Annotated in this window: 24 protein-coding genes; 6 read left to right on the top strand and 18 right to left on the bottom strand. The window is 66.5% G+C overall.

From position 1 onward, the window contains the following. From N5E02_RS14485 to surE, 4 genes are all read right to left on the bottom strand, one after another. A partial coding sequence (locus tag N5E02_RS14485) for a LysM domain-containing protein (RefSeq protein WP_279946399.1) occupies window positions 1–311 on the bottom strand: 311 nt, incomplete at its 3' end. Beyond that, a complete protein-coding gene (locus tag N5E02_RS14480; RefSeq protein WP_005416033.1) occupies window positions 308–922 on the bottom strand; it encodes a YqaA family protein in 615 nt (204 codons plus the stop codon). The genes N5E02_RS14485 and N5E02_RS14480, both read right to left, overlap by 4 nt. A gap of 18 nt (window positions 923–940) precedes the next feature. After that, window positions 941–1,618 (bottom strand): protein-L-isoaspartate(D-aspartate) O-methyltransferase, encoded by a 678-nt coding sequence (locus N5E02_RS14475; protein WP_279946398.1) that lies wholly within the window; start codon window positions 1,616–1,618, stop codon window positions 941–943. Beyond that, window positions 1,615–2,394: a 5'/3'-nucleotidase SurE gene (gene surE / locus N5E02_RS14470; RefSeq protein WP_279946397.1), complete on the bottom strand. Its 780-nt coding sequence runs from the start codon at window positions 2,392–2,394 to the stop codon at window positions 1,615–1,617. The genes N5E02_RS14475 and surE overlap by 4 nt, the downstream gene beginning before the upstream one ends. 209 nt (window positions 2,395–2,603) lie before the next feature. On the opposite strand from surE, the gene N5E02_RS14465 reads away from it, so the two are divergent. Then, the gene (locus N5E02_RS14465) at window positions 2,604–3,143 is read left to right on the top strand and encodes a Smr/MutS family protein (protein WP_005409007.1); all 540 of its coding nucleotides are present in this window, start codon (window positions 2,604–2,606) and stop codon (window positions 3,141–3,143) included. 71 nt (window positions 3,144–3,214) lie between these two features. Here the strand turns inward: N5E02_RS14465 and truD are convergent, their stop codons facing one another. The 10 genes from truD to N5E02_RS14415 all read right to left on the bottom strand — a co-directional run bounded on the left by truD (window position 3,215) and on the right by N5E02_RS14415 (window position 11,108). Then, entirely contained in the window at window positions 3,215–4,246 is a 1,032-nt protein-coding gene (truD, locus tag N5E02_RS14460) for a tRNA pseudouridine(13) synthase TruD (RefSeq protein WP_065179303.1), read from the bottom strand. Beyond that, the gene (gene ispF / locus N5E02_RS14455) at window positions 4,243–4,740 is read right to left on the bottom strand and encodes a 2-C-methyl-D-erythritol 2,4-cyclodiphosphate synthase (protein WP_005409005.1); all 498 of its coding nucleotides are present in this window, start codon (window positions 4,738–4,740) and stop codon (window positions 4,243–4,245) included. Before ispF ends, truD begins: the two co-directional genes overlap by 4 nt. Window positions 4,741–4,774: 34 nt before the next feature. After that, the gene (ispD, locus tag N5E02_RS14450) at window positions 4,775–5,473 is read right to left on the bottom strand and encodes a 2-C-methyl-D-erythritol 4-phosphate cytidylyltransferase (protein ID WP_005416029.1); all 699 of its coding nucleotides are present in this window, start codon (window positions 5,471–5,473) and stop codon (window positions 4,775–4,777) included. Beyond that, a complete protein-coding gene (ftsB, locus tag N5E02_RS14445; protein ID WP_005416028.1) occupies window positions 5,470–5,823 on the bottom strand; it encodes a cell division protein FtsB in 354 nt (117 codons plus the stop codon). The genes ispD and ftsB overlap by 4 nt, the downstream gene beginning before the upstream one ends. Before the next feature lie 4 nt (window positions 5,824–5,827). After that, entirely contained in the window at window positions 5,828–7,120 is a 1,293-nt protein-coding gene (gene eno, locus N5E02_RS14440; RefSeq protein WP_053500065.1) for a phosphopyruvate hydratase, read from the bottom strand. A 96-nt stretch (window positions 7,121–7,216) separates the two neighbouring features. Next, window positions 7,217–7,546, bottom strand: coding sequence for a hypothetical protein (locus tag N5E02_RS14435; protein ID WP_053500063.1), 330 nt, complete (start codon window positions 7,544–7,546; stop codon window positions 7,217–7,219). After that, window positions 7,546–7,893: a hypothetical protein gene (locus N5E02_RS14430; protein ID WP_279946396.1), complete on the bottom strand. Its 348-nt coding sequence runs from the start codon at window positions 7,891–7,893 to the stop codon at window positions 7,546–7,548. The genes N5E02_RS14435 and N5E02_RS14430 overlap by 1 nt, the downstream gene beginning before the upstream one ends. After that, a complete protein-coding gene (kdsA, locus tag N5E02_RS14425) occupies window positions 7,890–8,720 on the bottom strand; it encodes a 3-deoxy-8-phosphooctulonate synthase (RefSeq protein ID WP_279946395.1) in 831 nt (276 codons plus the stop codon). Before kdsA ends, N5E02_RS14430 begins: the two co-directional genes overlap by 4 nt. 89 nt (window positions 8,721–8,809) lie before the next feature. Next, on the bottom strand, window positions 8,810–10,474 hold the full coding sequence (locus tag N5E02_RS14420) for a CTP synthase (RefSeq protein ID WP_005416023.1): 1,665 nt from the start codon (window positions 10,472–10,474) through the stop codon (window positions 8,810–8,812). A gap of 400 nt (window positions 10,475–10,874) precedes the next feature. Further along, window positions 10,875–11,108: a hypothetical protein gene (locus tag N5E02_RS14415; RefSeq protein ID WP_005416022.1), complete on the bottom strand. Its 234-nt coding sequence runs from the start codon at window positions 11,106–11,108 to the stop codon at window positions 10,875–10,877. A gap of 170 nt (window positions 11,109–11,278) precedes the next feature. Between N5E02_RS14415 and parE the strand changes: the two genes are divergently transcribed. The 3 genes from parE (at window position 11,279) to N5E02_RS14400 (ending at window position 15,479) form a co-directional block, all read left to right on the top strand. Beyond that, window positions 11,279–13,168, top strand: coding sequence for a DNA topoisomerase IV subunit B (gene parE / locus N5E02_RS14410; RefSeq protein WP_005416021.1), 1,890 nt, complete (start codon window positions 11,279–11,281; stop codon window positions 13,166–13,168). Window positions 13,169–13,293: 125 nt separating this feature from the next. After that, window positions 13,294–13,872 carry a GNAT family protein gene (locus N5E02_RS14405; RefSeq protein WP_005416020.1) on the top strand — a complete coding sequence of 193 codons (579 nt, stop codon included), beginning with the start codon at window positions 13,294–13,296 and terminating at the stop codon, window positions 13,870–13,872. 110 nt (window positions 13,873–13,982) lie between these two features. Beyond that, window positions 13,983–15,479: a S10 family peptidase gene (locus N5E02_RS14400; RefSeq protein ID WP_279946393.1), complete on the top strand. Its 1,497-nt coding sequence runs from the start codon at window positions 13,983–13,985 to the stop codon at window positions 15,477–15,479. Between the two features lie 364 nt (window positions 15,480–15,843). Here the strand turns inward: N5E02_RS14400 and N5E02_RS14395 are convergent, their stop codons facing one another. Continuing rightward, window positions 15,844–16,965 (bottom strand): inorganic phosphate transporter, encoded by a 1,122-nt coding sequence (locus N5E02_RS14395; RefSeq protein ID WP_005416018.1) that lies wholly within the window; start codon window positions 16,963–16,965, stop codon window positions 15,844–15,846. A 13-nt stretch (window positions 16,966–16,978) separates the two neighbouring features. Continuing rightward, window positions 16,979–17,605 carry a DUF47 family protein gene (locus tag N5E02_RS14390; protein WP_004152833.1) on the bottom strand — a complete coding sequence of 209 codons (627 nt, stop codon included), beginning with the start codon at window positions 17,603–17,605 and terminating at the stop codon, window positions 16,979–16,981. A gap of 292 nt (window positions 17,606–17,897) precedes the next feature. On the opposite strand from N5E02_RS14390, the gene N5E02_RS14385 reads away from it, so the two are divergent. Together N5E02_RS14385 and N5E02_RS14380 are read left to right on the top strand one after the other, a co-directional pair. Then, a complete protein-coding gene (locus N5E02_RS14385) occupies window positions 17,898–19,202 on the top strand; it encodes a hemolysin family protein (protein ID WP_005416017.1) in 1,305 nt (434 codons plus the stop codon). Continuing rightward, window positions 19,186–19,845: an exopolysaccharide biosynthesis protein gene (locus N5E02_RS14380; protein WP_171955954.1), complete on the top strand. Its 660-nt coding sequence runs from the start codon at window positions 19,186–19,188 to the stop codon at window positions 19,843–19,845. Before N5E02_RS14385 ends, N5E02_RS14380 begins: the two co-directional genes overlap by 17 nt. A 112-nt stretch (window positions 19,846–19,957) precedes the next feature. Here the strand turns inward: N5E02_RS14380 and N5E02_RS14375 are convergent, their stop codons facing one another. Then, window positions 19,958–20,455 (bottom strand): pyridoxamine 5'-phosphate oxidase family protein, encoded by a 498-nt coding sequence (locus tag N5E02_RS14375; RefSeq protein WP_005416015.1) that lies wholly within the window; start codon window positions 20,453–20,455, stop codon window positions 19,958–19,960. 70 nt (window positions 20,456–20,525) lie between these two features. Beyond that, complete coding sequence (locus N5E02_RS14370; RefSeq protein WP_005416014.1) at window positions 20,526–21,521, bottom strand: LLM class flavin-dependent oxidoreductase; 996 nt, start codon at window positions 21,519–21,521, stop codon at window positions 20,526–20,528. Window positions 21,522–21,617: the final 96 nt, after the last annotated feature.

Here is a 21,617-nt window from a genome sequence, read left to right as displayed (position 1 = left end):
CTGGTGGCCCCCTGCGGATACAGGCGGATCACCTGGCCGGGGTAGATGGTCGACGGGTTGTCCAGACGATTCCAGGCAATCAGGTCGGCCGGGGTGATGTCATGGATGCGGGCCAGCGCATAGATGGTGTCGCCCTTGCGCACCACCACGGTCTGCCCGGGCTTGGGTACCGAGGTCTTCGGCGTGGTCACGCCGCCAGCGTTGCCGCCGCCCGGGCGGACCACGGTGGCGGTACCGCAGGCGGCCAGTGTGGAAACCAGCAACGCCAGCGCGCCGATGCGCACTCCCTTGCTCAGACGATCAGGATTCATGCGAACTTCGACCTCCATACAAGCCAGGCGATCAGCACCACCACCAGCACGGTGGCGATCCAGCCCAGCGGTTCAATCCAGCGACGCAGCGCCGCTTCGGCACGCGCACCACCGATACGGATGACCGCGGCCAGCACGAACACGCGCTTGCCACGACCGATCAACATGCTCAACAGGTACTGCGGCATCGGTACGCCGACGATACCCGATGCCCACGTGAAGACCTTCATCGGGATCGGCATGAAGCCGCCCAGCACCAGGAAGGTGAACACCGCCCACGGCGATTCGGCCATCTTCGCCTGCACGGTGGTGATGCCCTGCTCGATCGCCGGAAGCATGCCCAGCGCCTCGAACACCGGCTTGATCGCCTCGAAAGCGTAATGACCCAGCGCGTAACCCACCAGCGCGCCGACCATCGAGCCCGCCAGGCTGAGGGTGGCGAACCACCAGCCACGCTTGGGCTGGGCCACGCACATCGGTGCCAGCATCACTTCCGGCATCACCGGGAAGATGATCGCTTCAAAGAAACTCAGTACCGTCAGGTAGGTCGGCGCGCGTTCGTGCGCCGCCCACTTCATCGCCCGCTCGTACAGCGGCCCGAAAATCTTCATGCAACCCTGCTCCGTGGATTAGTCGAGCATGCCAGACAGCAGCGGCACGAACGTGACCGGCGCCAGCACGCGTTGTTCGATGCTGCCATCGGGCTTGCGGTCCAGCTGCACCAGCGACTGTCCGCCCGGGCCACCCACCGGCGCCACCAGGCGCCCCCCTTCAGCCAGCTGCCCGACCAGTTCATCGACCAGTGCAGGCGCGGCGGCGGTGACCACGATGGCATCGAACGGACCGTGCTCGGCCCATCCGGCGCGACCGTCGTCATGCTTGGTGCGGATGTTCATGCCCAGTGCGCGCAAGCGCTTGCGTGCCTGCCGCAACAGGTCACCGATACGCTCCACGGTGTAGACCTCCAGGCCCAGCGCGCCCAGGATGGCGGCCTGGTAGCCCGAGCCGGTGCCGACTTCCAGTACGCGCTTCGGCGCGACCTGGAGCACCGCCTCGGTCATCCGGGCGACCACCCAGGGCTGCGAGATGGTCTGGCCATGGCCGATCGGCAGCGCGGTGTCCTCATAGGCACGCGAGGCCAGTGCTTCATCGATGAACAGATGGCGCGGCACAACCCGGATTGCGTTCAAGGTGGACTCGTCGACGATGCCAGCTTCGCGCAGGCGATCGACCAGACGGTCACGCACGCGCTGCGAGGTCATGCCGATGCCGACAGCTTCCGGCTGCAGTCGCAGGCGTGGACTCATGCCGGCCGGTCCAGCGCGGCGCTGAGGCCACCCACCCAGCTGGCCACTTTCTCCAGCGCCTGGTAGCGGGTCAGGTCCACCTGGATCGGGGTGATCGAGATGTGGCCGGTGCGCACCGCGTGGAAGTCGGTGCCCGGGCCGGAGTCCTGCTCGCGCCCGGCCGGGCCGATCCAGTACACCTCGTTGCCGCGCGGATCCTTCTGCGCGATGCAGCCTTCGGCACGATGGCGGTTGCCGAGGCGGGTGACCTCGAAGCCCTTGACCTCGCTCCAGGGCAGATCCGGCACGTTGACGTTGAGGATGGTGTCGGCCGGCAGCGGATCGGCCTTGAGCCGGGCCACGATCTCCACTGCGGCGCGCGCGGCGGTGTCGAAGTGCTTCGGATCGTGGTTGCGGGTTACCAGCGAGACCGCCACCGCCGGCAGGCCGAGGAAGCGGCCTTCCATCGCCGCCGAGACGGTGCCGGAATAGATCACGTCGTCGCCGAGGTTGGCGGCGTTGTTGATGCCTGACACGACGATGTCCGGCTCGAATTCAAGCAGGCCGGTCAGCGCCAGGTGCACGCAGTCGGTCGGCGTGCCGGCCACCGTGACGGTGTAATGGTCGATGCGCTTGAGCCGGATCGGCAGGTCCAGGGTCAGCGAGTTGCTGGCACCGGAGCGATCGCGGTCGGGCGCGACCACCGTGACTTCGTGTCCGGCCTCGCGCAGGACCGAAGCAAGCATCCGGATGCCTGCGGCGTCGACACCATCGTCATTACTGACCAGGATTCGCATCTTCGATTTAACCGCTTGATTTTCCAAGAATTCGATTCCGTCACCGTGCAGTGTGGGCGGGACCGTCGTACTCCCCTGCGGAAGCCGTCGACCCTGCAAGGGCATCGTCTATTGTGCCGCATGCGAGCCGCCGGTCCTACCCTGCCGGCGGTCACGGCCGACATCGAACCGTCATAGGCAGACCCGCGCCGGCGGTTTACCCTGTGCGCATGTCGCACCCTGAAGACGAAGATCCGGCCGCGTTGTTCCGTGCGGCCATCGGTGAAGTGACGCCGCTGCGCAAGGATGCCGAACCGGCGCCTGCTGCGCCCCGGCCGAAGCCGCGCGCACGCATGGCCGAACGCGACGAGGCCGAAGCCGCGGGCGAGTTTGCGCGGCTGCTGCGCGACAGTACGCCGCTGGAAGCGGGCGACGTGGCCAGCTACCGCCGCGACAACCTGCCACCGCGCCTGTTCCAGCGTCTCAAGCGCGGCCAGTATTCGGTACAGGATGAGCTGGACCTGCACGGCGCCACCGCCGCGCAGGCGGAAACCCTGCTGCGCCAGTTCCTGCTGGAAGCGCATGCACACGAGTATGGCTGCGTGCGCATCATCCACGGCAAGGGCCTGCAGTCCGATGGCGGTGCACCGGTGCTGAAGAACCTGGTCGATCGCCTGCTGCGGCTGCGCAACGACGTGCTGGCGTTTCATTCGGCGCCGACCGGGCAAGGCGGCACCGGCGCGGTGCTGGTGTTGCTGGCGCGGCGTTGACAAAAAGGGGACGGAGGGAATTAAGTCGTTTGTGGCACAAACGACTTAATTCCCTCCGTCCCCTTTTTCTGTCAGGCCTGCGCGGCGTCTTCGACGGGGCCGAGTTCGTGCAGCACGGCGGTGGCGTAGCAGCCCGGCGGCAACGCGAACGAGAGTTCCAGTACATCACTGGCCAACCACTGATGCTGCAGCAACGCCGGGCGCAGGCGCAGCGCGCGGCGCTCCTGCTTCAGCCGTGCGTCTTCCAGGCCAGCGCGCAGCGCCTTCGATTCCTCGTCGTCCAGCGCGGCCAGCTCCAGCTCACGTGCAGCGTCGGCGCTGCGCAGCTCGCCTTCGCCCCACAGCGGCGCGCTGGGATGGATGTCGAAACGGGCCAGGCGCTCGGCCAGCACGTCGGTGTAGGGTTCGGGGCCGAACACGCTGCGGCTGCCATCGAGCATCCACACTTCACCGTCCAGCGGTTGATCCCAGTTGCCCTGCTCCACGCGCGCGGCGAGCACACGATTGAACAGCGCCGAGCGCGCGGCTGACAGCAGCAGCGAACGCTGGTCCTTGCGCATGCGGCGGCCACCGAACATCGCCAATGCCGCAGGCACGTTGCCGCCGTCGCGGCCGAAGCGCTGCTCGCCAAACCAGTTCGGCAGGCCGCGCCCGGCGATCTGCTGCAGGCGCTCGCTGATCGCCGCAGCATCGCCCTGCACCTCGCGCAGCACCAGCCTGAAGCGGTTGCCGGCCAGTGCACCACGCTGCAGCTTGCGGTTGTGCCAGGTCGCTTCGAGCACTTCGATCTCATCACTGGCCAGCTCGGCCAGATCCGGCGCGACGCGCTTGGGCAGGTGCACGCTGAAACGCTGGGTGGTGACCGCATGCCGATCCTTCATGCCGGCGTAGCTCACCGCCATTTCCGGCAGGCCCGCCCACTTGGCCAGCAGCTTGGCCACATGCACGGTGTTGGCGCCGCGCTTGCGGATGTGCAGCAACAGGTGCTCGCCTTCACCGGTGGCCTCGAAGGCCGGCAGTTCATCCACCTGGAAATCGTCCGGCGTGGTGCGGATGCGCGCCGTCAACAGCGGCGCACCAAACGCCAACGGCAGCGGGATCATGCCGCCACCAGCAACACGACCGCCTGCGCGGCGATGCCTTCGCCGCGGCCGGTGAAGCCCAGCTTCTCCGAGGTGGTCGCCTTGACGCTGACCGCGTCCAGCGGCAGCTGCAGCAACCCACCAATGCGCTCACGCATGGCCAGCGCATGCGGGCCCACCTTCGGCCGCTCGCAGATCACGGTGATGTCGGTGTTGCCAACGCGCCAGCCACGCTCGCGCAGCAGGCTGTCGCAATGGCGCACGAAATCGCTGCTGTCGGCGCCCTTCCAGCGATCATCGCTCGGCGGGAAATGCTGGCCGATATCGCCCAACGCCAGCGCACCGAGCATGGCATCGCACAGGGCGTGCAGGATCACGTCGCCGTCGCTGTGCGCCAGCACGCCGCAGCTGTGCGGCACGTTCACTCCGCCGAGCATGATGTGATCGCCTTCACCGAAGGCATGGACGTCGTAACCCTGGCCGATACGGACGGGCGGGAACGGTGCGGTGCTCATGGATGCAGCCCTTGCAGCAGGGCCGCGCGGGCAGTCAGCCGGCGCGGCGGGAAAGTACGAATTCGAACCGGTCCAGATCGGCCGGGGTGGTGACCTTGAAGTTGTCCTCGCTGCCTTCCACCAGCAGCGGGCGCTGGCCCTGGCGCTCCATGGCCATGGCCTCGTCGGTGACTTCAACACCGGCAGCGGCGGCGTCGGACAGCGCGCGGCTGAGCTGGTGGCGGCGGAACAGCTGTGGTGTCAGTGCACGCCACAGCCGCTCGCGCGGTTCAGTGCCATCGATGCCACCGTCGTCGCCCGCACGCTTGAGGGTGTCGCGCACCGGTGCGGCCAGGATCGCCCCGACCGGATCGGCACGCCCGACTTCAAGCAGGCGGCCAAGATCGGCCAGCGACAGGTTGGGTCGCGCGGCGTCGTGGACCAGCACGAATTCGTCGGCGCGCACCGAGTCCGGCAGTGCCTGCAGCCCGGCCAGCACCGAGGCGGCACGGGTCGCGCCGCCGATGCAGGTCAGCACCGGTTTGCCGGCCCATTCGCTCCAGCCCGGCCAGTCGCCGTCGTCCTGGCCGATCACCACCATTGCGCCGGCCACGGCCGGATGCGCCAACAGCGCGTCCAGGGTATGAGCGAGCAGGATCTGCCCGCCCGCCTGCAGGTACTGCTTGGGCAGCGGCGCACCAAAGCGGGCGCCACGGCCGGCAGCCGGAACCACCACCCAGATCGCCGCGCTCATGGCACGTCCGCCGGGTGATCGCCGGCCTGGACAGTGACGCCTGCAGCGGGCTGCGCCGGACGGACCGGCGCATCCTCGACCACGCGGTAGAACTTCTCACCGGGCTTGATCATGCCCAGCTCGCTGCGTGCGCGTTCCTCGATGGCGGACTGGCCTTCCTTGAGGTCCTTCACTTCGGCGGCCAGCGCGTCGTTGCGCTGCTGCAGGCCCTCATTGTCCCGCTCCTGGTTGGCGACCTGGGCTTCGAGCATCATCACTTCACCCGAATTGCCCGGACCGAACCAGAAGCGGTACTGCAGCCAGCCCAGCAACAGGGCCAGCACCAGCAGCATCCAGCGCCAGTCGCGCATCGGCTCAGCGCTTCAGCGAAACGAACGCGTCACGACCGGCGTAACGCGCGCCGGCGCCGAGGGCTTCCTCGATGCGCAGCAGCTGGTTGTACTTGGCCACGCGATCGCTGCGGCACAGCGAGCCGGTCTTGATCTGGGTGGCGGTGGTGGCCACGGCGATGTCGGCGATGGTGGTGTCTTCGGTTTCGCCCGACCGGTGCGAGACCACGGCGGCATAGCCGGCGCGGTCGGCCATGGCGATCGCTTCCAGGGTTTCGCTGAGCGTGCCGATCTGGTTGACCTTGATCAGGATCGCGTTGGCGGTGCCCGAGTCGATGCCTTCCTGGAAGATCTTCGGGTTGGTCACGAACAGGTCGTCACCGACCAGCTGCACCTTCTTGCCGATGCGGTCGGTCAGCAGCTTCCAACCCGCCCAGTCGTTCTCGGCCAGGCCATCTTCAATCGTGATGATCGGGTACTGCGCGGCCCAGTCGGCGAGGAAGTCGACGAACTGCTCGGAAGTCAGGCGCTTGTTCTCGCCGACCAGATTGTACTTGCCGTTCTCGAAGAATTCGCTGGAAGCCACGTCCAGGCCCAGCAGCACGTCTTCACCGGCGGTGTAGCCGGCCTTGCCGATTGCTTCGAGGATGGTGTCCAGCGCTTCGACGTTGCTGCGGAAGTCCGGCGCGAAGCCGCCTTCGTCGCCCACCGCCGTGCTCAGGCCGTGGCCCTTCAGCACCGACTTCAGCGAATGGAAGATTTCGGTACCGGCGCGCAATGCTTCGGAGAACGAGGTGAAGCCGACCGGCAGCACCATGAACTCCTGGAAGTCGACGTTGTTGTCGGCATGCGCGCCGCCGTTGATGATGTTCATCATCGGCACCGGCAGCGACGGGGTCACGCCGGTCCGGGCAGCCAGGTACTGCCACAGCGCCTGCTTGCTGGATGCGGCGGCGGCGTGCGCGGCGGCCATCGAAACACCCAGCAGTGCGTTGGCGCCCAGCCGCCCCTTGTTCTCGGTGCCGTCCAGATCGATCAGGCGACGGTCGAGGCCGGCCTGGTCGGTGGCTTCAAACCCCTTCAGCGCGGCGGCAATCGTGGTGTTGACGTTGTCAACGGCCTTGCGCACGCCCTTGCCCAGGTAACGGGTCTTGTCGCCGTCACGCAGCTCGACCGCTTCCTTGGTGCCGGTCGAGGCGCCTGAGGGAACCGCGGCGCGACCGAACGAACCGTCCTCCAGGATGACTTCGGCTTCCAGCGTGGGATTGCCACGGCTGTCGAGGATTTCACGGGCGTGGATGCTGCGGATCGTACTCATGGTCGGGCCGGTTACCTGTCTGGAGAGGGGGCGACAAAACGAATGCCGCGTGATTATCCCCGGCTGCCCGCCACTTGCCAAATGGCGTGGCCTGCATCAGCCCCAGCTCGACCCGATCACGATAAGGACCAGCGAGACCAGCATCACCAGCAATGCACCGGCAATCGCCGCAAGGATGGGGCCACGCCGCCGTCGCCAGGCCAACACCATCGCCACCGGGCTGCCGAGAAAGCACAGCACCATTGTGACCAGCGCGCCCAGCATCCACCACTGCGTGGCCTGGACGCCATTGTTTCCGTCCCCGGGCGGCCGGAAGCCGGCGGTGAAAGCCAGCACGCCCACCACCAGGGCCATCCAGGTCAACACTGACAGCGCCAGCGCGATCAGGCCCCAGGGCCAGCCGCGCGCCGATGGGGTCGTATTCATCAACGCCATCCGTAGAACAGGGTGCCGATCCACAGAGAAAGCAGGATGATCGCCAGCCCTGCCGGTACCTTGCCACGGTTCAATCGCCAGGCCAGCACAGCCGAAGCGACGCACCCTGCGCTGGCCAGCAGCTCTCCGACCACAAGCGCAATGAAATACGCCCGAAGATCGAGCGCGCTGCCGCCATCACCCGGTGGGCGCACTGACGCGGCGCCGATCAGCACCAGGCAGAACAAGCCCACGGTGAACACCGCGGACAGCCCCAGCGCGATCTGGCCCCACGGCCACTGTCTCCAGTGCCGGCGGCGGCGCTGGGTTTCCAGCGCCACCCACGGGTCACGACTCACGCGAAGCGCGAAAAGCCGTGCTTCTTGGTCACCGCGTCGAGTTCCATCAGGGTCTCGAGCAGGGCCTCCATCTGGTCCAGCGGCCACGCGTTGGGACCATCGGACAGCGCCTTTGACGGATCCGGATGGGTTTCTGCGAACAGGCCGGAGATGCCCACCGCCACCGCGGCACGGGCCAGCACCGGCACGTGCTCGCGCTGGCCGCCTGAGCTGGTGCCCTGCCCGCCCGGCAACTGCACCGAGTGGGTGGCGTCGAACACCACCGGGCAACCGGTCTCGCGCATCACCGCCAGCGAACGCATGTCGCTGACCAGGTTGTTGTAGCCGAAGCTGGCACCGCGCTCGCAGACCATGATCTGCTCGTTGCCGGTGGCCCTGGCCTTCTCCACGACCGGCTTCATGTCCCACGGCGCCAGGAACTGGCCCTTCTTGATGTTGACCGGCTTGCCGGCCGAGCACACCTTGCGGATGAAGTCGGTCTGGCGGACCAGGAACGCCGGGGTCTGCAGCACATCCACCACCGAGGCCACTTCGTCCATCGGGGTGTATTCGTGGACGTCGGTCAGCACCGGCACGCCGATCTGCTTCTTCACTTCGGCCAGGACCTTCAGGCCCTCTTCCATGCCCGGGCCGCGGAATGCGGTACCCGAAGTGCGGTTGGCCTTGTCGAAGCTGGACTTGAAGATGAAATTGACGCCGAGCTTGTCGGTGATCTCCTTCAGCTTGCCGGCGGTATCGAGCTGCAGCTGCATCGACTCGATCACGCAGGGGCCGGCGATCAGGAACAGGGGCTGGTCCAGCCCGACCTCGAATCCACACAGTTTCATGGCGTTTCCTTGTTGTCCGCAGCACCGGACGGGCCGGTGCGCTGGGGGTTGAAGCATGCAGGATGGGGGCCGAAGCCCCCATTCACAAGTCAGGCGCGCGCTTCGGAAAGCAGCTTGCCGCCGGCCTTGCGCTCGCGCGCGGCACGGATGAAACCGATGAACAGCGGGTGGCCGTCACGCGGCGTGGACAGGAATTCCGGGTGCGCCTGGCAGGCCAGGAACCACGGGTGGGCATCGCGCGGCAGCTCGACCACTTCCACCAGGGTGTCGTCCATCGACTTGCCGGCGATCACCAGGCCCGCATCTTCCAGCTGGGTGCGGTAACGGTTGTTGAACTCGTAGCGGTGGCGGTGGCGCTCGGCGACCACGTCCTTGCCGTACAGCTCGCGGGCCAGCGTGCCCGGCTTCAGGCGTTGTTCCTGCAGGCCCAGGCGCATGGTGCCGCCGAGGTCGCTCTTGTCGTCACGCTTCTCGACATCGCCGCTGGCGGTGCGCCATTCGGTGATCAGGCCGATCACCGGGTTCGGCGACTGGCGGTCGTTCTCGGTGCTGTTGGCACCTTCCAGGCCGACCACGTTGCGCGCGTAGTCGACCACGGCCGCCTGCATGCCATAGCAGATGCCGAAGTACGGCACCTGCTGCTCGCGGGCGAACTTCGAGGTCAGCACCTTGCCTTCGAAACCACGGTCACCGAAGCCACCCGGCACCAGGATGCCGTCGACATCGGCCAGCGCGGCCATGTCGGTGCCTTCCAGGTCCTGCGCTTCCAGCCACTTCAGGTTGACCTTGGTGCGCTGGCGCAGGCCACCGTGCTTCAGTGCTTCGCCGACCGACTTGTAGGCATCCTGGTGATCGACGTACTTGCCGACCACGGCGATGGTCACTTCGTCCAGCGGGTGCAGGGTCGCATCGACCGCGTCTTCCCACATCGACAGGTCGACCGGACCGGCCTTGTCGGCCAGCTTCAGCTGGTTCACCACGATTTCGTCCAGGCCCTGTGCATGCAGGCCAGACGGGATGCGGTACAGCACGTCCACGTCCGGCACGCTGATCACCGCACGCTCGGAAACGTTGGTGAACTGGGCGATCTTGCGGCGCTCCGAATCCGGCACCGCCTGCTCGGAGCGGCACAGCAGGACGTCCGGCTGGATGCCGATCGAGCGCAGTTCCTTCACCGAGTGCTGGGTCGGCTTGGTCTTCAGCTCGCCGGCGGCGCCGATGTACGGCACCAGGGTGAGGTGCATGAACAGCGCCTTCTCCGGGCCACGTTCGGTGCGCACCTGGCGGATCGCCTCCAGGAACGGCAGCGACTCGATGTCGCCAACGGTGCCGCCGATCTCGACCAGTGCCACGTCATAGCCTTCGGTGGCTTCGTCGATGCAGCGACGGATCTCGTCGGTGATGTGCGGAATGACCTGCACGGTCGCGCCCAGGTAGTCGCCGCGGCGCTCCTTGCGGATCACGTTCTCGTAGATGCGGCCGGTGGTGACCGAGTTCTTGCGGCTGAGGCGGGTGCGCACGAAGCGCTCGTAGTGGCCCAGGTCGAGGTCGGTCTCGGCGCCGTCGTCGGTGACATAGACCTCACCGTGCTGGAACGGACTCATGGTGCCCGGGTCGACGTTGATGTACGGGTCGAGCTTCATCATCGTGACCTTCAGGCCACGGGCTTCGAGAATGGCGGCCAGCGACGCGGCGGCAATGCCTTTGCCGAGCGAGGACACCACGCCGCCGGTTACGAAAATCAAGGGAGTCATGGCTGCAAGCATCCTGTCTGGAAATGGAAAACGGCAGCACCACGCGCACCCGGAGGGCGGGCATGGTGCTCAGAGGGGGTTTTCCGGTTCGCTGTGGCAGCGAGGGAGGTGCGGATCCGTGCGGCGGCAGGCGCCGGACGGGAACCATCGTGCGAGGTCGGGGCGACCGTGCCGGTCAAATCGACCGTCACCTGCGACCCGCCATGCTGGAAGCCACGCTTGGCCGCTCCAGCCCATTCGCAAAGGGTGGACACGCACTTACTCCCGGAAAGCCATAGTTTACAGATTGATGGCCGCCAACCCAAGGGGCTTGTGCGGCCGATCCAACAAAAAACGCCCCGCTGGGCGGGGCGTTTCGGTGCGCAACCCTTGTCGCAAGGGCGCCTGGCAGGTTGCGGGATCAGCGCTTCTTGCGCGCTTCCTCTTCCTCTTCCTGCTGCGGGGCCGGCTGGCCCTGCGCCTTCATTTCGGCATTGGCCTGGGCCCGACGCTTGGCCTTGGCATCGGCCTCGGCCTGCGCCTTGTCGGCCTGGTCACCCTGCTGCGGGGCCGGCTGGCCGGCGTTCTGCGCCACCACCAGCGGCACTGCAACGGCGGCAGCGGCCAGGATCGCAATGGTCAGCAACTTCTTCATGAGGTCCTCCTCGCGGTATGGCTTGGACGTTCAGACCCAACGGGCCGCCGGCGTTCAGATTCCAGCGAGGGCTATTTTACCTCCTCTGCGCCGCCGAGACTGAACCGCAGGCGTGCAAATTCCCGTGCCAGACCCCACACTTGCCCGTCGCTCCAAGCTTTCGAAGACAGATGAACGCCCGCTATAACGCCGCCGATATTGAAGTCCTGTCCGGCCTTGACCCGGTCAAGCGCCGTCCCGGCATGTATACCGACACCGCGCGCCCGAACCACCTGGCGCAGGAAGTGATCGACAACTCGGTGGACGAAGCCCTCGCCGGTCACGCCCGTTCGATCGAGATCACCCTGTACAAGGATGGCAGCGTGGAGGTCAGCGATGACGGCCGCGGCATGCCAGTGGACATTCATCCGGAGGAGAAGATCCCGGGTGTCGAGCTGATCCTCACGCGCCTGCACGCGGGCGGCAAGTTCAGCAACAACAACTACACCTTCTCCGGCGGCCTGCACGGCGTCGGCGTCAGCGTGGTCAATGCGCTGTCGACCCTGGTGGAAGTGCACATCAAGCGCGACGGCGCCGAACACCGCATCACCTTCCGCAACGGCGACCGTGCCACGCCGCTGGAAGTGGTCGGCAGCGTCGGCAAGAAGAACACCGGTACCCGCGTGCGCTTCTGGCCGGACCCGAAGTACTTCGATACGCCGAAGTTCGCGGTGCGCGCGCTCAAGCACCTGCTGCGCGCCAAGGCCGTGCTGTGCCCGGGCCTGACCGTGAAGCTGACCGATGAAGCCACCGGTGAAGTCGATACCTGGTACTACGAAGACGGCCTGCGCGATTACCTGAAGCTGGAGCTGGGCGAGCGCGAATCGCTGCCGGCCGACCTGTTCGTTGGCAACCTGAAGAAGGACACCGAGGTAGTTGACTGGGCCGTGGCCTGGCTGCCGGAAGGCGAGCTGGTGCAGGAAAGCTACGTCAACCTGATTCCCACCGCGCAGCACGGCACCCATGTCAACGGCCTGCGCACCGGCCTGACCGAAGCGCTGCGCGAGTTCTGCGACTTCCGCAACCTGCTGCCGCGTGGCGTCAAGCTGGCCCCGGAAGACGTGTGGGACCGCGTGTCGTTCGTGCTGTCGCTGAAGATGACCGACCCACAGTTCAGCGGCCAGACGAAGGAGCGCCTGTCCTCGCGCCAGGCCGCCGGTTTCGTCGAAGGTGCCGCCCATGATGCGTTCAGCCTGCTACTGAACCAGAACGTGGAACTGGGCGAGAAGATCGCGCAGATCGCCATCGAGCGTGCCAGCGCGCGCCTGAAGACCGAGAAGCTGGTCGTCCGCAAGAAGATCACCCAGGGCCCGGCCCTGCCCGGCAAGTTGGCAGACTGCATCAGCCAGGACCTGTCGCGCACCGAGCTGTTCCTGGTGGAAGGTGACTCGGCAGGCGGCAGCGCCAAGCAGGCTCGCGACAAGGATTTCCAGGCGATCATGCCGCTGCGTGGCAAGATCCTGAACACCTGGGAAGTCTCGTCCAACAGCGTGCTGGCCTCGGAGGAAGTACACAACCTGGCCATCGCCATCGGCTGCGACCCCGGCAAGGACGACATCAGCGGCCTGCGCTACGGCAAGGTGATCATCCTGGCCGACGCGGACTCCGACGGCCTGCACATCGCAACGCTGCTGACCGCGCTGTTCCTGAAGCACTTCCCGGCACTGGTCGATGCCGGCCATGTGTTCGTGGCGATGCCGCCGCTGTTCCGCATCGATGTGGGCAAGCAGGTGTTCTATGCCCTGGACGAGGAAGAAAAGCGCTCGATGCTGGACAAGATCGAGCGCGAGAAGATCAAGGGCGCCATCAACGTCACCCGCTTCAAGGGCCTGGGCGAGATGAACCCGCCGCAGCTGCGCGAGTCGACCATCCACCCGGATACGCGCCGCCTGGTACAGCTGACCGTGGACGATGGCGAGCAGACCCGCTCGCTGATGGACATGCTGCTGGCCAAGAAGCGCGCGTCCGACCGCAAGGGCTGGCTGGAGTCGAAGGGCGACCTGGCTTCGCTGGAAGTCTGATCCCTCGCGGGGTCGGATCCGTTTCCCGTCGGGAAAGGGATCCGACCCATCCGCCCCGGGCATGCCGCCCCCATCGGCAAACCCGGCGGCGCCATAATGCGCGTCCATCCGTGCGAACCACCGTATTGGCCAGCCACTCGCTGCTGTTCCCCGACCTGCCGCTGCACAGCGCACGGCTGGTCCTGAGCCCGATCCGCCGTGACGACGCCGCCGCGCTGTTCGCGCTGCAGTCCAATCCCGACGTGATGCGCTGGTGGAATCATCCGGCCTGGACGCGACAGGCCGAGGCGCGCGAACAGATCGACGATGATCTCGCCGCCCATGCCATCGGTACCCAGCTGAAGCTGGCCGTGCGCGAATCGCTGGAAGGTCCACTGCTGGGCATCTGCGTGGTGTTTGCAGTGGACCGCACTGCAGCCCGCGCCGAGATCGGCTACCTGCTGGCACCGGACCGCCAGGGCCAGGGCTACATGCACGAGGCCCTGCAGCAGGTACTGGCCTACCTGTTCGGCACCCTCCACCTGCATCGCGTGGAAGCCGAGATCGACCCGCGCAACGCACCCTCCGCGCACGTACTCGAACGCCTGGGCTTCCGCCGCGAGGGAGTGCTGCGCCAGCGCTGGCGCATCCAGGGGGAACTGGCCGACTCGGCCGTCTACGGCCTGCTGGCCGATGACGACGCGGCAGCCACCCTGCCCGCTTGACCCAATCTGGCCAGTAGCGGGCTCAACGCACGGCCATGCCTTTGGACACATACGACATGGGCCGCCACCGGCCTAGCATCGCAATCCCCTTCCGCTGCCCACCCGGTGCCATGAAGTCCCTGTTGCACACTGCCGCGCTCTGCGTCGGCCTGCTCATCGCCCCAGCCAGCGTGCTGGCCGCGCCTGATGCCGACGCCAAGCCCGATCCGAAGGACGACAAGACCGAGGCACCTGCGTTGCCCGCAGACGCCTCGGCCCGCCAGAGCATGCGCCTGGCCGGCCGCACCCTGGACTACACCGCCACCGTCGGCACCCTGCCGGTACGCGATGCCAAGGGCAAGGTGATCGCCGACGTGGTGTTTACCGCCTACACGGTGCCGGGCAAGGACCGGCCGGTGACCTTCGCGCTCAATGGCGGCCCCGGGGCATCGTCGGTCTACCTCAACATGGGCGCGATCGGGCCCAAGGTGGTGACCTTCGGCTCCGAGGGTGACAGCGCGTCGGCGCCGGCGACGCTGCACGACAACCCCGGCACCTGGCTGGACTTCACCGATCTGGTGTTCATTGATCCGGTCGGGACCGGCTTCAGCCGCGCGCGCATCGGCGACGACGAAGCGAAGAAGGCGCCGTACAACCCCAGCGCCGACATCGAATACCTGTCACGCTCGATCTACGACTGGCTGCTGCGCAACCAGCGCATGGCGTCGCGCAAGTACCTGACCGGCGAGAGCTACGGCGGCTACCGCGGCCCACGCATCACCCACTATCTGCAGACCCGGCTGGGTGTTGCGATGAACGGCCTGGTATTGGTCTCGCCCTACCTGAGTCCGACCCTGGAAGACAACGCCGATGTCTCGCCGATGGCGTGGATGCAGACGCTGCCGTCGATCGCCGCCGCGCACCTGGAGCGCCAGGGCAAGCTGACCGATGCAGCGATGCGCGAAGTAGTGGAATACACCCGTGGCGACTACGCCACCGCGTTGATGAAGGGCCGCAGCGATCCGCAGGCGACCGAGGCAATGCTGCGCCGGGTGACCGAACTGACCGGGCTGGACCCGCAGTTCGTGCGCCGTGCCGGTGGTCGGCTGGAAACCCAGGCCTACCTGCGTGAAGTGTTCCGCGACAAGGGCACGCTGGGCAGCCGCTACGATTCCAACGTAACCGCGTTCGATCCATTCCCGAACGATCCGGAGCAGCGCGCCAACGATCCGCTGCTGGACAGCATCATCGCGCCGACCACCACGGCGATGGTCGACTTCGTGACGCGCGTGGTCGGCTGGAAGGTGGATGCGCGGTACCAGGCGCTGAACTACGACGTGAACCGGCTGTGGGACCGCAATGGCGAGCTGCGCGATGGCGCGGTGACCCAGCTGCGCCAGGCCGTGGCGATCGACCCGCACCTGCAGGTGCTGATCGTGCATGGCTGGAACGACCTGTCGTGCCCGTTCATGGGTTCGATCCTGACCGTGGACCAGATGCCGACGATGGGCAGCAATCCGGACCGGGTGCAGGTGCGCAGTTATCCGGGCGGGCACATGTTCTACAGCCGGGCCGACAGCCAGGCGGCGTTCCGCAGGGATGTGCAGGCGCTGTTCCAACGCAATTGAGGAGGGTCGGCCGGGACTGCGGCCCGGCACCCGCTGACTGCAACGGCAACTGCAACTGCAAAAGCGGGCATTCCGTGGGTTGGCGGAGCGGGTCCGGTTGCGGGGGACGCCGTAAACCCGTCCATGGGGGCTTGGTCGCGGCATCCATGCCGCTCACACCCCCGCAACCGGACCCACCCCGCCTTCGACAGTTTCCCGCTGCTGCTGGTGGGTGCCGACCGTTGGTCGGCACGGGATCGGATCCCTGTTTCTGCTCTGGTACGTGTCGACCTTGGTCGACACGTTGTGTGCGGAAAAATTCTTTGCCCATGAAAAAGCCCGCCGGTGGTCGGCGGGCTTTTTCGTGTGCACCTTGGCGTGGCGATCAGGTCCAGCCGAACATCTCGAACAGCTTCAGGATCAGGTACGCACAGCCGCCGGCGGCCGGGATGGTCAGGATCCAGGCCCAGACAATGCGCTCGATCACGCCGAACTTCAGCGAACGCGGGTTCTTGGCGAAACCGACGCCCATGATCGCGGTGGAGATGCTGTGCGTGGTCGAGACCGGCATGCCGAAGTGGGCCGCCAGGGTCAGGATGGTGGCCGAGCTGGTCTCCGCGGCGAAGCCGTGGATCGGGTGCAGCTTGACCATCTTGTGGCCCAGGGTCTTGATGATCTTCCAGCCACCCGAGGCGGTACCGGCAGCCATCACCACTGCACAGGTCAGTACGATCCACATGGCGATGCCGTCACCGGCGTGCGCGTCCGGGTGCATGAACGCCAGCCAGGACGGCAGATCGTTCAGTGCGCCGGTGGCTTCGGCACCAATCAGGGTCATCGCGATGATGCCCATGGTCTTCTGCGCGTCGTTGTGGCCGTGGGCGAAGCCCATGTAGGCCGCCGAGGCGATCTGCGCCTTGCCGAAGAAGGCATTGACGATGCGCGGACGGGCCAGGCGGCCGATGGCGCCACCGACCTTGGCCAGGCCGGCGATCAGCGCCCACAGCAGCACCATCACCACGATGCCGAGCAGGAAGCCGGCGATCGGCGAGGTGATCATCGGCACGAACACCTTCCACAGCAGGCCCTTGTTCTGCGCCCAGCTGCCCAGGCGCTCCGACCAGATCAGCGCGTCCCAGTTGTTGTGGGCCGCGGCCAGACCGGCACCGCAGAGGCCACCGATCAGGGCGTGCGAGGACGAGGACGGCAGGCCCTTCCACCAGGTGATCAGGTTCCAGATGATGCCGCCCAGCAGGGCGCACAGGATCACCTGCGGAGTGACCTCGACCACGTTGGTGTTGAGCAGGCCCGAGGCGATGGTCAGCGCCACCGCCGTGCCGGTCAGCGCACCGATGAGGTTCATGAAGGCGGCCAGCATCACCGCCCAGCCGGGCGAGAGCACCTTGGTCGCCACTACGGTGGCAATGGAGTTGGCAGTGTCGTGGAAGCCGTTGATGAACTCGAAGACGAGCGCGGCCAGGATCACCACCAGGACAAGGGTCAACATGCGGCGGCGTCCGTCAGCTGTTCTTCAACACGATCTGGTACGCCACCACGCCGGCCTCGCGGCAACGGTCGATGGCCTTTTCCAGGATCTCGAAGAATTCCTTCAGCAGGAACATCTGCAGGTTGTCCAGGCGACCGGAGTAGATGTCGCGGTACAGCTCGAGCATCAGGCGGTCGGCCTCGTTCTCCAGCGAGCGCAGCTTCTCGTTCAGCGCGGTCATCCGGTCCAGGTTCATGTGGCGCAGGTCAGCCACCATCTCCACCACCACGCCGGCGGCCTGTTCCAGCATCGCCGCGCGCGGCGCGAAGTCGATGTGCTCCAGGTGGGTCGTGGCCAGCGAATAGCGATCGGCGAACTTCTCGATCTGCTTCGGAATCTTGTACAGGGCCGAACCCAGCGCTTCGATGTCTTCGCGCTCGATCGGGGTCATGAAGCTGTCGACCAGCGCCTGGCTGATCTTGTCCGAGGCCGCGCGTTCGCGCAGGCGGGCCAGCTTGAAGGCGTCCAGCGCGGGCTGGCGGTCGGCCTCGCGCAGCATCGAATGCAGCGCCTTGGCGGCATCGGAAGCCGCGACGGCAGCCTCATCGAGCAGGGTGTAGAACTGTTTGCCGGAACCGAAAATGGTCTGCAGAGAGAACATTGAGAAACCTGTCAGCCGTCGCGGGAAGGACGGCACCAGAGCGAATTATGACGGCTAGATGACCATCACGGGTATCCCCGCGCCCTTTCCTGGCTCTGGGACCCCCAACCTGAACAGGCGGTTGCCACCCTGCCACGCCCCTTTGCTAAGATGCCAGCGCGCCTTCGGGCGCACCTTATGGACGACGACCCTTATCCCCCTGCGCCGCGCCGGACCCCGTTCCTGAGCGCCTGCCGCCATCGCAAGCACCCGCCCTCCCTGCCACCAACCGGGGACGATGCCCGTGTTTGAAATGATCCTGATTGTCTTCGCGCTGGTTCTGCTGAACGGCTTCTTCGCCATGTCCGAGATGTCGGTCATGACCTCGCGCAAGAGCCGCCTGAAGCAGATGGCCGCCACCTCCAAGCGCGCCGCCAAGGCGCTGGAGCTTTCGGAGAAGCCGGAGAGTTTCCTGTCCACGGTGCAGATCGGCATCACCGTGATCGGCGTACTGACCGGCTACCTCGGTGGTGATGCGATCGGCGACGCGATCGCCGGCTGGCTGCAGGGCCTGATGCCCGGCTTTGCGTACGCGCGCGAAGTAGGCACCGCCCTGGCGGTCTCGCTGATCACCTTCATCACGCTGATCTTCGGCGAACTGGTGCCCAAGCGCCTGGCCCTGACCCGCTCCGAGGCCATTGCCGGCCTGGTCGCGATGCCGATGAGCTGGCTTGCCAGGCTCGCCCTGCCCTTCGTCTGGCTCCTGTCCAAGACCACCCAGCTGGTACTGAAGGTGCTGGGCCTGGGCAAGGACGAGGCCGCGCAGGTGACTGAAGAAGAGATCCGGATGCTGGTGGCCGAGAGCCACGAAGCTGGCGTGATCGACGCCCACGAGCGCGACATGATGAACCGCGTCATGCGCCTGGGCGACCGCACCGCCGACAGCCTAATGACCCCGCGCAACCGCATTGCCTGGCTCGACACCCAGGCCGGGCTGGAGCGCAATCTGGACATCATGGCCGAGCACGAGTTCTCGCGGTACCCGGTGTACCGCGACAACGACATGGACGTGGTCGGCGTGCTGGAGCTGAAATCGCTGGCCACGCGCATGGCGCGCGGCGACAACGCGCTGTTCCAGACCCTGCGCGAACCGCTGTACGTCTCCGAATCGACCCACGCGATGAAGCTGCTGGAGATCTTCCGCGAGGAGCAGCAGTCGATGGCGCTGGTGGTGGACGAGTACGGCGAGATCCAGGGCCTGGTGACCATCAGCGACCTGATGGGCGCCGTGGTTGGCCGCCTGCAGGCGGTGGAGAATGCCGATGAAGACGCACTGGTGGTGACCCGCGAGGACGGCTCGCTGCTGGTCGACGGCTCGCTGCCGATCGAGGACCTGCGCGAGCTGATCGGAAGCAACGACCTGCCCGATGCCGAGGATGGCGACTACTACACGCTGGCCGGCATGTGCATCCATTACTTCGGCCGCATCCCGCACGCAGGCGAGTACTTCGACTGGGCCGGCTGGCGCTTCGAGGTGGTCGACCTGGACGGTGCGCGGGTGGACAAGCTGCTGCTGCGCACGTTGTCCGACGAGCAGGCCGATGAGCTCACCGCCTGAGGCCGGCCAGGGCCAGGGCGCGCAGCGCCCGACCTACCGCAACGAGGGCATCCGCACCCTGCTGGAGATGTTCGCCTCCGGCGATCCCGCCGAGCACATGCCGCTCGGCCAGATCCTCAGCAACCTGCAGCAGAGCGCGTTCGGCGTGTTCCTGTTCGTGGCGATCCTGCCCTCGTTCATCCCGATCCCGGGCATGGGGGGGGCGGTCAGCGGCCCACTGGTGGTCCTGATCGGCCTGCAGATGCTGTGTTGCCTGCACCGGCCCTGGCTGCCCGGTTTCATTGCCCGACGCGGGCCGAAGCGCGGCACCATGCACCGCTTCCTGGACCGTATCGATCGCCCGTTGCGGCGGCTGGACAGGATGCTGAAGCCTCGCCTGCCGCAGTTGCTGACACCGCTGCCCGCGCACGCCTTCAGCGGCCTGCTGCTGGTACTGCTGGGCATCCTGCTGTCGTTGCCGATTCCGTTCACCAACTTCCTGTTCGGCTTCCAGCTGCTGCTGTTCTCGCTGGCGCTACTGGAGCGCGATGGTGCATTGATGCTGTTCAACTGGATCGCAGCGCTGGTGGCGATCGCGTTCTTCGGCTTCAGTTCCGGGCAGCTGGTGGGCTATACAGTGGAGCTGTTCCAGCGCTGGTTCTGAAGTGGCATCCGGTAGAGCCGGCCGCTGGCCGGCTGCCACGTTTCCAGGGTTGCCGGCCAGCGGCTGGCACTTCCCGCATCCGGTAGATCCACGCCACGCATGGATGCAGCAATCACCGAAGGTCGACGAATCCGTTGTCCGCCAGCGGTGCCGGATCGTCCTGCACCGCCGACAGCACGAAGCTCAACGCCTTGCCCAGCAAGGTGCCCGGGCCATCCCAGTATTCGGCGCTATCGGCGCGCACGTGGATCAGGCGAAGGTTGGGGTCTTCCTTGCCGGCGGGGAAGAACAGCTTCATCGCCGGCGACCACAGCTCTTCGATCTTCGCGCGATCATCGACAACCCGCGCCCGCCCCGCCACAGACACATAGGTGTTCTTCGATGGCGAGGCATAGGCCACATTGACGCGCGGGTCGAGCGCGATCTCGGCCACCTTCGGGCTGTCGGCGGTGATCACGAACCACAGGTCACCGTCGAAGGCGACCTGCTGGGTGGCCAACGGCCGGCTGTAGAGTCGCCCGTCGACGCCGGTGGTGGTGAACATCGCCACCTCCACGTCCTTGATCAGTTCAGCCAGCTGGGCAATGTGTTCGGCGCGGGTCTCGGCCATGGTGGGGACTCCAGAAGTGGGGAGCCCCCATCAGACGCGGATCGGCCGCAACGGGCCGTGACGCGGTTGTTCAGCCCGCGTGGCGGCCATGCCAGGCGTTCATCGCCAGCTCGAAGGAACGCAGGCGCGCACGATGGTCATACAGGTTGGCAGTAAGCATCAGCTCGTCAGGCTTGTGCCGCTCAACGAAAGCGGCGATACCCTCGGCCACCTGCTGCGGATCGCCCAGCACGGTGCAGGCCAGGGCCCGTTCCACGCCGAACTTTTCGTGCGGCTCCCAGAAGGCTTCAATGTCGTCGATGGGCGGCGGGATCTTGCCCGGCCGGCCGCGGCGCAGGTTGACGAAACTCTGCTGCTGGCTTGTGAACAGGCGACGCGACTCGGCCTCGCTGTCGCTGGCAACAACGTTCAGGGCCAGCATCGCGTGCGGCTGCTTCAACGTGGCCGAGGGACGGAATTCGCGGCGGTACACCGCCAGCGCTTCGTCCATCACGTCCGGCGCGAAATGCGAGGCGAATGCATACGGCAGGCCCATCGAGGCCGCCATGCGTGCGCCAAACAGGCTTGATCCGAGGATCCAGGTCGGCACCCGCAGGCCACCACCCGGAACGGCCTGCACCGCCTGTCCAGGCTGGACCGGCTCGAAGTAGTGCAGCAGCTCGCGCACGTCCTGCGGGAACTGGTCGGCGCTGTCGAAATAGCGGCGCAGTGCACGTGCGGTCGGCTGATCGGTGCCCGGCGCACGGCCCAGGCCAAGGTCGATGCGGTCCGGATACAGCGAGGCCAGCGTTCCGAACTGCTCGGCCACCTGCAGCGGGGCATGATTGGGCAGCATGATGCCGCCCGCGCCGACCCGGATGCGTTGGGTGCCACCGGCAACATGACCGATCAGCACGGCGGTGGCGGCACTGGCGATGCCGGGCATGTTGTGGTGTTCGGCCAGCCAGTAGCGGCGGTAGCCCAGCGCATCGGCGTGCTGGGCCAGTTCCAGCATGTTGGCGAAGGCGGCAGTGGTGTCACTGCCCTCGCAGACCGGGGCCAGGTCAAGGATCGACAACGGGATCATCAGGCGGTTTTCCGTCACAGGATCACCCTTGCATGGGGGCGGCCGGGCGCAGCGGCCAGTGACGGTGGCGGGATGCTGATTCCCGTAGGGCAGGTT

The sequence above is a fragment of the Stenotrophomonas sp. GD03777 genome (genome assembly GCF_029842485.1).
Taxonomy (GTDB): Bacteria; Pseudomonadota; Gammaproteobacteria; order Xanthomonadales; family Xanthomonadaceae; genus Stenotrophomonas; species Stenotrophomonas sepilia.
The sequence above is the reverse complement of the archived record's forward strand: the minus strand, read 5'-3'. Positions and strand labels throughout refer to the sequence as shown.